The following is a 12,384-nucleotide window of genomic DNA, read 5'->3' as shown; positions in this document are numbered from 1 at the left end:
TCGGGGGGTTAGCCGCCAAGCGATCCGAGGATCGCCAAAACAACCACCACCCAGAAAATTGCGCCAAGGACTGCTGACCAGTCCGTTTTGTTCTGGGTCACCAGACCTTTCACAACACGCTTTTTGAACATAAGGGTGTTCCTTTCATTGATTACAGGAAGCGAACAATGATCGACCCGAACACCATGGTGATGAGAACTGCGACAGATGCTTGTGCGACATAGTAGACAACAGCTCCGCACAAGCACCCCCAGCCAAACGACACGATACCTTGGAGACCGTAACCATAGTTGCTGGCCACAAAATTCTGTGCCCAGCCAATAGTCCAATCGTAGAGGTACGGACCAAGCAGAAACGCGAGAAAGATCGCCGCTACATTTGCTATACCGTCAATAGCCTTTAGCGCTTTCGCTTTTCCCGCTTCTCTTGGCCCTCTCATCATCGCTCTTTTCTCCATTTGCTCGAACGACCTGTTCGCAATGCCAACATGCCAAAGTGAGTGCGCAGCTATGGGGGAGTAAGTCGAAGTTTTTCATTTCAGCGCTCAGCGGACGGAGGTCTATTGTCGTTTGCCGCCCGCACTCCCCACAACTCTGCTTCGAACGCGAAGCGTGTTGAGAGGATCGTTCCCAGGAGTCTGATGCGCTCGCGACTTTCTTCTCGCAGTCTGGGGCGAACTCCGTCAGGCACGGGTGCGCAGGCCCAGTCGCGAAACCATTCACGTATGCTGTCCGTCTCGAACTCTTCGGTGTTCAGAAACACCTCGTTGCCGTTCGAGACGATCCGCCCTCTATAGTCCCTGTACAAGTTCAACAGATAGTCGAGGAAGTGGTCAGCACTGATCTCCAAACTCGCAGCAAAGTTGCGCAGGTCGCGTAGGTATTCTGGGTTTTCCAGTTGCGCATCACGAACGAGCTGGCGTGTGCTGTTCTTGCAGTAGCCCAAGGAAAGGCAATGCACGCAAAGGGAATGCTTCATGATCTTCGCTCCTGTCACTTCAGCCCGTGTTGTCATCGCTGCGTTCGATTGACGACGGGGCGGGTTCCGCCGAGACTGTCGAAAGGCATATTTCAGACGAACCCTCCGGCAGACGCGGTATGTGTGACGATAGTGAAACGAATGATCAGAACTTGCAGGGCAATGTGTTGCCGCTGTTTCCTAGAGATGCGTTCAAAAATAGCGGCAAGGAATTTGCCGCAAATCGAAAACCAGAACCTGATAATACTTTGGAGATGCGCGCCGTTAGATATTATCCAGATGCTCAGAAGGAATACGCCCGTAATTTGCTCCGACGCTTGATGTCGGAAAAGGCGCTTTCTCCACAAGCTCTGCGCGATGAAATTATGGAGCGCGAAGACGCTGCGTTGATTGAGGCTTCAGGCTGGAAACCGCAACGGAAGAACGCCGCTCCCCCACGGGAGGACCGTTTGCTTTCTCGTGCCGATCTGAAAAACTGGCTTGGGGAAAACGCAACGCACCAAATAGGCGATGATAAGTTCTACTTTGTAGATCGGTTCATCGAGACAAAGATTCCTGTGGAGCAACGTCAGGCGCTCGATGCTTCGATCAGGGATTCGAAGCGTCAATATCAGCTTCAAGCGTTTCGTGACTTCGCCAGCCATAGCAAAACTACGGATACAGCATGGCAGCGGGCCGAAATATCAAACTCAGTATGGCTTTGCATTCGAGATGATTTTCACACCAGTAAGGATGATCCAACGCTGGGCTACCATTTTCTTCTCTTGATCGAGGAGTTCAAGCAGGGTGTAGCACCCATCACGCTGGTCTTTGGGAGTAGAGCTTACGCCGATCAACTTATCGATCATGAGTTTGCCGACGGTGATACTTTGCCTGCGGAATTATTGAAGCGATATGATTGGCAAAGAGACAAGCTCAGCACGTTTGTTACGGGATATGCGTTTCAAACGTCCTGCTACATCGAAGACCTCGATGACGAACTCGATGCCATGAACTGGTCCTTCAGCATCGTTGCTCGTCGAGATCATCGTACTATTAAGGAGTCCCTACCACTCGTTTTCGAGCAGCCGATAAAGGGTATTTATCTCATACTTTGGTCTCAGCCTTTTCGCAAAGGGGAGACGCCTCGCATGTCTAGTGGTGAAATTGGTATGTTCAACCATCATCAAATCCAAAACGAAGAGCACTCGATAATACGCACAGATATCGACCCCTCGGAGATCGCAAAGTTTGTAAGGGGATACAGTTTTGGGTAAAATAAAAGATGTAATGCCGAACGATAAATCGGGCACAGAACATGTGCCGCCAGATATATTTCGTGCTGCTGAAAACAATGATCTAGAGGAGTTGGCGTTTGCGCTGCAAAGCGGACAACGATTAGACCATCAGCGAGAGCCAGATAAGATGACGCCCGTGCACGTGGCGGCGGCGTTGGGCCACGCTGACTTCGTTCGGGTATCCATGGAGATACATCCCCAAGTCGCATGGATACGAGATGAGATGGACCGACGACCCATCGAACACGCAAATGCCCGCAATGATCAGGTTATCGCAGGGTATCTGAAGGAGGCGATGTTTCAGCCCCCAGAGAACGCCCTCTGAGCAACAGTCCCAAGCACGCCACAAATCACTCCTTCCGCATCGACCACATCGAAACACCTTTTTTCCCAATTTTATCAATAAGTCCGACCCGCAAGATGTGCGGTGTACTACACCGCAATCTTGGCAAGGGAGCCCGCTGCGCGCTCCCGTTGCATCCCTCCGGCCTTGGCTCTTCCTGGGCATTGAACCCATCCAGAGCCATCAGAACGTTTCGCCGTTCCATCACTCGCGGGAGACTTCGCTCTCCCTGCACCCATCGATCAAAGGGGCTATCGCGCCCCTTGTGAAATCCACTCGTCAGGGTGATGGCCCCCGACACCTGCCAATCAGGGGAGCGTTCCTGCTCCCACCGATACCCCCATGACCATTTCATGGAGACCAACCCTGCGCGGATTGGATGCCGATCAGGTCTGTCGCGACCCGATACCTACGACCAAGAGCCTACCCGTGCTCTTTGGATACATGGGCCAACCTTGCGCAGGTTGGATATGCGCCAGCATTTCGCCGCTGGACTACGACCAAGGAAACGCCCTTGGATGCGGGTGTAGTCTGTGGAGGAATCCTCGAAATACCGTTGGCACATTGTGTATCCAACGGCTACACTCATCGCATGAAAGACTCAGGACTGCGCATCAGGGTCGAGCGTCAGCTCCGCGAGAAGTTCCTTGAACTTTGCCGCGAGCAGGACAGGCCCGCATCCCAAGTGATCCGAGAGTTCATGCGTGAGTATATCGAGCGCAACGAGCAGACCATAGCCAACGATAAAAACAAAGGACGAAACCTTGAACGCCGTTGAGATCGAAGAGGCCATATCCAAGCTTGCCGAGCAGCCGTTCGACGCGGGAGAGTTCCCCTTCGCGTTCTTGGAGGCGTTCGGCAACAAGGCCACGACGATCAAGCGCCTGCGGTCCGGCGCGTCCAACAAATCGGATGTCGGCGGTGTTCTTCAAACCAACAACATCCACCTCAAGGTCACTGAAGACGGCGCGGTCGCGGAGGCTCTTGCGTCGCTCAAGGCCAGCCCCGCGACGACGAAAGCCCGTGCAAAATTCATTCTCGCAACTGATGGGAGAGAGTTTCAGGCCGAAGACCTGAACAGCGGTGAGGTCATCGTTTGCGACTACCCCGACTTCCCCGACCATTTTGGCTTTTTCCTTCCGCTCGCGGGCATCAGCACCGTCAAGCAAATCCGCGAAAGCGCCTTCGACATCAAGGCGACGGGCCGTCTCAACCGTCTCTATGTCGAGCTTCTGAAGGACAACCCTGAATGGGGCACGGCGGATCGCCGTCACGACATGAACCACTTCATGGCGCGGCTGATCTTCTGCTTCTTTGCGGAGGACACAGACATCTTCACGGAGGCCGATCAGTTCACGGCCACCATCGAACGGATGAGCGAGAAGGACAGCTCGAACACGCATGAGATCATCAGCGAGCTGTTCCGATCCATGAACACGAAGGTTGCTGATCGTGAGAAGGAAGGCATTGCCCGCTGGGCAAACAACTTCCCCTACGTGAACGGCGGGCTCTTCTCTGAGAGCGTTGACGTCCCGCGCTTCAGCAAGATCGCACGGTCCTACCTCCTGCATATTGGCAATCTCGACTGGAAGAAGATCAATCCTGACATCTTCGGATCGATGATCCAGGCCGTCGCCGATGATGAAGAGCGCGGCGCGCTGGGTATGCACTACACCAGCGTTCCGAACATCCTGAAGGTCCTTAATCCGCTGTTTCTGGACGACCTACGCGAAAAGCTTGAGGATGCGGGGGACAATGCCCGCAAGCTTCTCAATCTGCGGAACCGCATGTCCAAGATTAGGGTTTTCGATCCCGCCTGCGGATCGGGCAACTTTCTCGTCATCGCGTACAAGGAAATGCGCGCCATCGAGGCCGAGATCAATGAACGGCGCAATGAGACCGACCATCGATCCGAAATTCCGCTGACAAATTTTCGTGGAATCGAGCTGCGCGATTTCCCAGCCGAGATCGCCCGCCTCGCGCTCATCATCGCTGAATATCAGTGCGACGTGCTTTATCGCGGTCAACGGGAAGCCCTTCGAGACTTCCTGCCACTCGATGCCATGAACTGGATTACCTGTGGGAATGCCCTGCGGGTTGATTGGTTATCCGTTTGTCCACCTACCGGAACTGGTGTGCGAATGCACGGAGATGACCTATTCAGCACACCGCTCGACCAAGCAGAAATCGACTTTGAGAATGAAGGCGGAGAAACGTATATCTGCGGGAATCCACCCTATGTTTGGTCCAATGATCAAAGCCCCGAGCAGAAAGCCGATCTAGAGCGGGTCTTTTCTCCTTATGCGAAAACATGGAAAAGCTTGAACTTGGTAGCATGTTGGTTCGTTCGCGCTGCGGAGTATGCCAACCATACAAAATGTGAAAGCGCGTTTGTAAGTATCAACACGGTCTGCCAGGGAACTAGCGTTGGCATTCTGTGGCCAATAATTTTCAAACTTGGGCGGGAAATCTCCTTCGCACATACGTCTTTTAAATGGAATAATCTTGCAAGCAAAAATGCAGGGGTGACTGTAGTAATTGTTGGACTTTCGGAGAAAGGTGCTCACACAAAGCGCCTTTTTTCGGAAGAGCCCGATGGGGCACCTATTGAGAAAGTGTCAAGAAACATAAATGCCTATCTCATTGATGGCATGGACGTAATTGTTCAAAAGTCGAATAAGCCCTTATGTGATCTGCCGGAAATGAAATTTGGTAATAAACCAGTAGATGGCGGATTTTTGCTCCTAACTCGATCGGAGTTAGAGGCATTGAATTTAACCAAAGATGCTCAAAGTCGTATTATCAAAAACATCATTGGAGCGTCAGAGCTAGTTAGCGGTGTCGAGAGATATTGCCTTTGGATCGAAGATAAGAATTTGGATTTTGCTCATTCCTATGAAGGTGTTGTCAATAGGATCGAGCAGGTCCGACAGAAGAGACTGTCGAGCAGAGACAGGGGGGCGCAAGGTATGGCCGAAACCCCTCATCAATTCAGAGAGATGAATATAGGATATAGAAATACGATCTGTATTCCAGCTGTTTCATCTGAAGGTAGGGAGTATCTTCCAATATCTCTGGTCTCGAATGCGACCGTTATCAGCAATCGCTGTTATGGCATCTATGACGCCGATATATTTAATTTTTCCCTCTTAGCGTCGCGTATTCACTTAATTTGGATTGGAGCCGTGTGCGGTCGGTTAGAGTTGCGCTTCTCGTACACTAGTTCGCTAGGTTGGAACACCTTCCCAGTTCCGAAGCTCACTGAGAAAAACAAGGAAGACCTTTCTCGTTGCGCTGAGGACATCCTGCTGGCACGGGAGGCGCACTTCCCAGCAACCATCGCTGATCTCTACGATCCAGAGAAGATGCCCGAGGACCTTCGCGCCGCGCATGATCGGAACGACGAGGTGCTTGAGCGCATCTACATCGGTCGTCGCTTCAAGAACGATACCGAACGCCTAGAGAAGCTGTTCGAGCTATACACGAAGATGACCACGGCGAACAATTTGAAGAAAACGAATTCACGAATGAAAGCATAATCGATGAGCAGCAAGGAAACCGCCCCCTCCGTATCCGTCACCTACGCCCAGAACGGCAATTCGACCAAATCGAACGAGCTGGGCATGCGACCGATGCAGGAGCGCGCCTACGAGAAGCGCGGTGAACAGTATCTTCTGATCAAGTCCCCGCCCGCATCGGGCAAGAGCCGCGCACTGATGTTCGTGGCGCTGGACAAGCTGCACAATCAAGGCCTGCGCAAGGCCATCATCACCGTCCCCGAGAAGTCCATCGGATCGAGCTTTGCGGACGAGCCGCTATCCAAATTCGGTTTCTGGACCGACTGGCATGTCGAGCCGAAGTGGAACCTTTGCAATGCGCCAGGATCGGATGGCAGCAAGGCTGACTCGGTTGGTTCGTTCCTCAAGGGCGAGGATCAAGTGCTCGTCTGTCCACATGCGACGTTCCGAAACGCCGTCGAAAAGTTCGGCATTGAAGCGTTCGACGATTGCCTCGTCGCCGTCGATGAGTTCCATCACGTTTCCGCCAACCCCGAGAACAAACTTGGCGCGCAGCTCGCCGAGTTGATCGCGCGGGACAAGGTTCATGTCGTTGCGATGACGGGCTCCTATTTCCGAGGCGATGCCGAGCCTGTGCTCATGCCGCACGACGAGGCCAAATTCGATACAGTTACCTACACCTACTATGAGCAGCTCAACGGCTACAAATATCTGAAGCAGCTCGATATCGGCTATTTCTTCTATTCGGGCGCGTATGCGGATGACATCCTCAAGGTTCTTGACCCGAACGAGAAGACCATCATCCACATCCCGAGTGTGAACTCCCGCGAGAGCACCAAGGACAAGCATCGGGAAGTCGAGCACATCATCGACGAATTGGGTGACTGGCAAGGCACGGACCCCGCGACGGGCTTCCAGTTGGTCAAGACATCTGACGGGCGCGTCTTGCGGATTGCTGATCTGGTCGATGACGAAGCTGCAAAAAGGGACAAGGTTTCAGCGGCGCTCAAAGACCCCGCCGAGAAGAACAACCGCGACCACGTAGATATCATCATTGCCCTTGGCATGGCCAAAGAGGGCTTCGATTGGGTCTGGTGCGAGCATGCGCTGACGGTTGGATATCGTGCCAGCCTGACCGAGATCGTGCAGATAATCGGACGTGCAACACGCGACGCGCCAGGAAAGAGCCGCGCCCGTTTCACAAACCTGATCGCCGAACCTGACGCATCGGAAGATGCTGTCACCGAAGCTGTGAACGATACGCTCAAGGCCATCGCGGCAAGCCTGTTGATGGAACAGGTTCTCGCGCCTCGTTTCAACTTCACCCCGAAGCGCCCTGACAGCGGTCCTGTCGAGGGCTTCGACTATGGCGAAGGTGGCTACAAGGAAGGCGAATGCAATGTCGGCTTCAACGAAGAGAGTGGCCAGTTCCAGATCGAGATCAAAGGCCTGACTGAGCCGAAGAGCAAGGAAGCCGAGCGCATCTGTCAGGAGGACCTGAATGAAGTGATCGCCGCCTTCGTACAGGACAAGCCGACTGTGGAACGGGGCATGTTCGATGAAGAGCTTGTCCCCGAAGAGCTGACGCAAGTGCGCATGGGCAAGATCATCAAGGACAAATACCCCGAGCTGGATGACGAAGATCAGGAAGCCGTACGCCAGCACGCCATCGCCGCTCTTAACCTGACCCAGAAGGCCAAAGAGGCGGCGCTCAAGGATGACGACGGCGAGGATAAAGCCAACACGGCTCTGATCGATGGTGTACGGAAGTTCGCGATGGACGTTCGGGAACTCGACATCGATCTGATCGACCGCATCAATCCGTTCAGTGAGGCTTACGCGATCCTGGCCAAGACGATGAGCGAGGAAAGCCTGAAACAGGTCGCGGCAATCATCTCCGCGAAGAAAGTCCAACTTACGCCCGAAGAGGCGCGTGATCTGGCCAAGCGGGCGCTAAAGTTCAAACAGGAACGCGGCAGGCTGCCGTCAATCACCTCCCCAGATGCGTGGGAGAAGCGCATGGCCGAAGGTGTAGCCTATTTGGCTCGCATGAAATCCGAGGCTGCTGATGGCTAAGCAGTTTACTGAAGAAGACGATGCGCTGCTTGCCGAACTCGGGGTCGAGGTCGAGGCCAAGAAGGTTTCCGCGAGAACGCCACAGGAGGAGCGTGTCATCGCGGGGTTTGAAGAAATTCAACGGTTCGTCGAAGAGCACGGTCATCCACCGCAGCACGGCGAAGACAAGGACATCTTCGAACGGCTCTACGCGGTTCGTCTTGATCGGTTGAGAGAGCTTGGTGAGTTCAGGCAGCTTCTCGAACCGATTGACAAAGACGGTTTGCTTGACGCTAGCGACCCAGTCGCGGCTTCTATCGGCGACGATATGGATGACGAAGCGCTTCTGGCCGAACTCGGCGTCGAAGCTGAAACTTCGGACATCACCGAACTACGCCATGTGAGGTCCAGCGCTGAAAAGAAGGCGGCGGAAGAGATTGCCAATCGCCAGAAGTGTGAAGACTTCGAACGGTTCAAGCCATTGTTCGAGCAGGTTCAGAACGAAATTGATACAGGCATGCGAACGACACGGCCCTTTGAACGCAAGGCCGAGATCGCGCCAGGACGTTTCTTCATTGTAGGAGGACAAAAGGCCTATGTTGCCGAGATGGACGAAGCGTTCCTGACGGCACAAGGCATGACGGATGCCCGTCTGCGCGTGATCTTCGACAACGGAACCGAGAGCAATATGCTCATGCGCTCCCTACAGAGAGCGCTTCACAAGGATGATGCAGGCCGTCGAATTACGGACTCCTCAGCAGGACCGCTCTTCGCCGACCAAACGGCTGATGGCGATGAGGCAAGCGGCACAATCTATGTACTCCGCAGCAAGTCTGACCTTCCGATAGTGAAGGAACATCGCAACGTGCTCCACAAGATCGGCGTAACAAGTGGAAAGGTCGAACGGCGCATCGCCAATGCAAAGATTGACGCCACATTCTTGCTCGCTGACGTCGAGGTCGTTGCGACCTATGAACTCTACAATATCAACCGAACAAAGCTCGAAAACCTGATTCACCGCATCTTCGATCCAGCCCGTCTCGACATCGAGATCAAGGATCGCTTTGGCAATCCTGTTGTCCCTCGCGAGTGGTTTCTTGTGCCGTTCAATGTGGTTGATGAAGCCGTCGAGCGGATCAAAGACGGTAGCATCAAGGGCTACGTGTACGATCCGCAGCAAGCCCGTCTTGTGGAAAGGAAGGCGGGATGAGTAACGAGAGCAATAGATTTGGTTCACTTTGGCGCCGTTGGGATCTTCATCTGCATGCACCTGGCACAAAGCTAGCGAACAGTTTCGGTGAAGCCAATGAGGCCAATTTAAAGTCTTATGTCGAAACTCTCGAATCTTCGGATGTTCAGGTATTTGGCATTACGGACTACTTCTCTTTCGATTGCTATTTTTCTGTTGCGAGAGCCTATCAAGATGCTTTCCCTGAAGGTAAAAAGCTCTTTATTCCCAACATAGAATTTCGCCTGACCGAGACAATCAGTAAGGACGCGCGACATGTTCATACGCATGTTCTGATTGATCCGAAAGCAGCTACGGAAGCTAAATTGGCGACCTTGCTGAGTGATCTACTAACGCACATTACACGGGACGGTGCGCGCGTGCGATGTGGTGAACTCGCTTCGAGAACTGACTACGAGCAGGCTACCGTTAGCATAACGGAGCTACGAAAAGCGCTTGAAGCGGTCTTTCCCGACCGTACTGCTTACATGATTGTTACCGCAGCCAACAACGATGGCTTGAGAGGCGCGGATACAAATTCTCCTAGAAGCCTCTCCATATCCGATGAACTTGATAAGGCGAGTGATGCCTTTTTCGGATCATCAAAGAACACGGACTATTTCCTGAGAGAGGATCGGTACGAGGACAGTACACGCTCCGAGCCAAAGCCTGTCTTCTCGGGGTCTGACGCTCATTCGTTCGATGAGCTTACGAGATTGTCAGGGGATGAAGCTGGCTACGAGGCAACTTGGATCAAGGCCGACCTAACATTTCGTGGGCTAAGACAAACTCTCTTCGAACCGAAGGGGCGCGTTCATATCGGCGAGCAGCCGACCGTTCTTCAACGGCAGGATCAAGATGCAACACGGTTCATTACAGAACTTCGGATCGATCACGTGGCTGGCTATAAAGGAAATAACGGTTCATGGTTCGAGGACGTTCTCATACCATTCAATCCCGAACTGACCGCAATCATCGGCAACAAAGGAAGCGGCAAGAGCGCCGTTGCCGACATCTTAGGTCTGCTTGGGGAGTCTCGGCAATCTGAGCATTTTTCATTTCTAACAGACAAAACACAGAACCGAAAATTTCGTCAGAAGGGTTTCGCCGAGAACTTTCTCGGTACGCTGACCTGGGCCAGCGGCGCGAAGCCCGAGAAGCGACTTGATCAGGATGTCGATCTACGAAAACCCGAGGTCGTGAAATATCTCCCTCAGAACTACTTTGAGAGTCTGACCAACGAAATAGAGGTGAAAGCGTTTAGGGAAGAGATTGAGGAAGTCGTCTTCTCACATGTTGAAGAGTCGGATCGAATGGGGAGATCGACCTTTTCTGAACTAGAGGAACTAAAAACCGCACAAAGCAAAAGCGATATAAGCTCATTAAAGGTCCGTCTTCGTGAGCTGAACATAGAAATCGTGGAACTAGAAGAACAGGCCAATCCAACGACAAAGGCGGCGCTCGAAGAGCAGCTTAAGCAAAAGAAAGAAGAGTACCGCGTCCTAGAGGCGTCAAAGCCTTCTGAAGTTGCTAAGCCCGAAGGTGAATCTGATGAACAAAAGGCGATTGCAGACCAGATCGAAAAAGTCAGGCAGAGCCAATCGGAGCTAGAACTCCGAGGTAAGGATGCTGTCGAGCGGCTGTCGTCTTTCAAGAGTGATCTTGTTGGCTTAAGCGATATTAAAGAGACAGTTACAGGGCTCGATTCGCAGATAAAGAATTCGAAGGAAGAACTGCGGGCTTCCTGCAAGCGCTTTGGTCTGGATGTAGATGCAATCGTCACGCATCAAATCAATACAACTACGATAGATGAAAAAATCACGGCGACGTCTTCGGCGATCAAAAAACTTGAGGCAGACAACAACTTAACGATCACGGATGAAACAGACCTTACATCGTTGGTCTCCGTTCCCGACCTCCGCCGCGCTCATCAGTTCCTCTCTGAAAAATTGAAGGGATTACAGGAAACGCTATCTGCACCGCAACGCCGTTATCAGCGCTATGTTCAGGCGCTATCTGATCTGACCGCTAAGATGACTGCGGTCATGGGAGAGGACGAGAGTCCCAAACCTGGAACCATAAAGGATATCGAGAACCGCATACGTTATATTGAGAACGATCTTGCAGCTAGGCTTGATGCAAAACGCGCGGATCGAGATGATATTGCCCGTTCGATCTTTGAGGCAAAAACTAAGGTGCGGGCATTCTATGAAGCGCTGAAATCCAGTGTTGAGGAGCGACTGGAAACTGTTCGGTCTGATGAATTCGAAGTGACCATAGATGCTTCGTTTGTTTCAATGCACGAATTCCCCGAGCGGTTTTTTGAGCTTGTAAACCAGGCTTCGAGCGGTCCGTTTCGCGGAACGGCCCAAGGTGAGGCCGAACTAGAGTCGCGGATGGCGGATACGGACTGGAACGATGTTGAAAGCGTTCTTGTCTTCGCCAAGGGCATCATCGAAGCCTTACGAACTGAAGATGTCGGCAAGCAAGTCAAAGACATTAAGCGCTTATATGATCTACTGTTTTCTTTAGAATATTTTGATGCGCGGTATGAATTGCGACTGGGCGGCAAAAATCTAAATCAGTTATCTCCTGGCGAGAAAGGCCTGCTCCTTTTGGTGTTTTATCTTCATCTAGATAAGGAGAAGACACCGCTTATCATAGACCAGCCCGAGGATAATCTCGACAACGACAGCATTTTCAGCGTTCTCGCTAGATGCATTAGGCAGGCGAAAAAGAGCCGTCAGGTCATATTGGTGACACATAATCCGAACCTTGCCGTTGGCGCGGATGCTGAGCAAATCCTTTACGTTTCATTAGATAAGGCTGCTGGCTACAAATTCTCGTATGAATCGGGATCGATTGAAAATCCAAGAATCAATGACGTCATAGTCAAGATTCTTGAAGGATCAAAACCTGCTTTTGTACAGAGACGCCTGAAATACCAAATCAAGTAAATTGGCGCATCCTGACGGATCGGGCTCT

At 52.4% G+C, this 12,384-nt stretch carries 10 protein-coding genes; 7 read left to right on the top strand and 3 right to left on the bottom strand.

Annotated elements, in window-relative coordinates; genetic code table 11:
* Nucleotides 1-8: 8 nt before the first annotated feature.
* From ACP153_RS06890 to ACP153_RS06880, 3 genes are all read right to left on the bottom strand, one after another.
* Nucleotides 9-131, bottom strand: a complete 123-nt coding sequence (locus ACP153_RS06890) for a hypothetical protein (protein ID WP_424970243.1) — start codon at nucleotides 129-131, stop codon at nucleotides 9-11.
* A gap of 20 nt (nucleotides 132-151) precedes the next feature.
* Nucleotides 152-457 carry a hypothetical protein gene (locus ACP153_RS06885; protein WP_424970242.1) on the bottom strand — a complete coding sequence of 102 codons (306 nt, stop codon included), beginning with the start codon at nucleotides 455-457 and terminating at the stop codon, nucleotides 152-154.
* A gap of 80 nt (nucleotides 458-537) precedes the next feature.
* The gene (locus ACP153_RS06880; protein ID WP_424970241.1) at nucleotides 538-978 is read right to left on the bottom strand and encodes a hypothetical protein; all 441 of its coding nucleotides are present in this window, start codon (nucleotides 976-978) and stop codon (nucleotides 538-540) included.
* Nucleotides 979-1,004: 26 nt separating this feature from the next.
* Between ACP153_RS06880 and ACP153_RS06875 the strand changes: the two genes are divergently transcribed.
* The 7 genes from ACP153_RS06875 to ACP153_RS06845 all read left to right on the top strand — a co-directional run bounded on the left by ACP153_RS06875 (nucleotide 1,005) and on the right by ACP153_RS06845 (nucleotide 12,356).
* Nucleotides 1,005-2,234 carry a hypothetical protein gene (locus ACP153_RS06875; RefSeq protein ID WP_424970240.1) on the top strand — a complete coding sequence of 410 codons (1,230 nt, stop codon included), beginning with the start codon at nucleotides 1,005-1,007 and terminating at the stop codon, nucleotides 2,232-2,234.
* A 13-nt stretch (nucleotides 2,235-2,247) separates the two neighbouring features.
* Nucleotides 2,248-2,580, top strand: coding sequence for an ankyrin repeat domain-containing protein (locus ACP153_RS06870; RefSeq protein WP_424970239.1), 333 nt, complete (start codon nucleotides 2,248-2,250; stop codon nucleotides 2,578-2,580).
* A gap of 610 nt (nucleotides 2,581-3,190) precedes the next feature.
* Entirely contained in the window at nucleotides 3,191-3,376 is a 186-nt protein-coding gene (locus ACP153_RS06865) for a plasmid-related protein (RefSeq protein ID WP_300424421.1), read from the top strand.
* On the top strand, nucleotides 3,363-6,137 hold the full coding sequence (locus ACP153_RS06860) for a class I SAM-dependent DNA methyltransferase (protein ID WP_424970238.1): 2,775 nt from the start codon (nucleotides 3,363-3,365) through the stop codon (nucleotides 6,135-6,137). Before ACP153_RS06865 ends, ACP153_RS06860 begins: the two co-directional genes overlap by 14 nt.
* A gap of 3 nt (nucleotides 6,138-6,140) precedes the next feature.
* The gene (locus tag ACP153_RS06855) at nucleotides 6,141-8,192 is read left to right on the top strand and encodes a DEAD/DEAH box helicase (RefSeq protein ID WP_424970237.1); all 2,052 of its coding nucleotides are present in this window, start codon (nucleotides 6,141-6,143) and stop codon (nucleotides 8,190-8,192) included.
* Entirely contained in the window at nucleotides 8,185-9,381 is a 1,197-nt protein-coding gene (locus ACP153_RS06850) for a GIY-YIG nuclease family protein (protein WP_424970236.1), read from the top strand. Before ACP153_RS06855 ends, ACP153_RS06850 begins: the two co-directional genes overlap by 8 nt.
* Nucleotides 9,378-12,356, top strand: coding sequence for a TrlF family AAA-like ATPase (locus ACP153_RS06845; protein WP_424970235.1), 2,979 nt, complete (start codon nucleotides 9,378-9,380; stop codon nucleotides 12,354-12,356). The genes ACP153_RS06850 and ACP153_RS06845 overlap by 4 nt, the downstream gene beginning before the upstream one ends.
* Nucleotides 12,357-12,384 lie beyond the last annotated feature (28 nt).

The sequence above is a fragment of the Dinoroseobacter sp. S76 genome (assembly GCF_049801095.1).
Lineage (GTDB): Bacteria > Pseudomonadota > Alphaproteobacteria > Rhodobacterales > Rhodobacteraceae > Dinoroseobacter.
Note: the sequence above shows the minus strand (reverse complement) of the source record. Positions and strands in the feature narration are given on the sequence as shown.

Bases quoted from the DNA above. Each gene is read 5' to 3' on its own strand.
- ACP153_RS06890 (WP_424970243.1), bottom strand. From the start codon at position 131: ATGTTCAAAAAGCGTGTTGTGAAAGGTCTGGTGACCCAGAACAAAACG.
- ACP153_RS06885 (WP_424970242.1), bottom strand. From the start codon at position 457: ATGGAGAAAAGAGCGATGATGAGAGGGCCAAGAGAAGCGGGAAAAGCG.
- ACP153_RS06880 (WP_424970241.1), bottom strand. From the start codon at position 978: ATGAAGCATTCCCTTTGCGTGCATTGCCTTTCCTTGGGCTACTGCAAG.
- ACP153_RS06870 (WP_424970239.1), top strand. From the start codon at position 2,248: ATGCCGAACGATAAATCGGGCACAGAACATGTGCCGCCAGATATATTT.
- ACP153_RS06865 (WP_300424421.1), top strand. From the start codon at position 3,191: ATGAAAGACTCAGGACTGCGCATCAGGGTCGAGCGTCAGCTCCGCGAG.
- ACP153_RS06855 (WP_424970237.1), top strand. From the start codon at position 6,141: ATGAGCAGCAAGGAAACCGCCCCCTCCGTATCCGTCACCTACGCCCAG.
- ACP153_RS06850 (WP_424970236.1), top strand. From the start codon at position 8,185: ATGGCTAAGCAGTTTACTGAAGAAGACGATGCGCTGCTTGCCGAACTC.
- ACP153_RS06845 (WP_424970235.1), top strand. From the start codon at position 9,378: ATGAGTAACGAGAGCAATAGATTTGGTTCACTTTGGCGCCGTTGGGAT.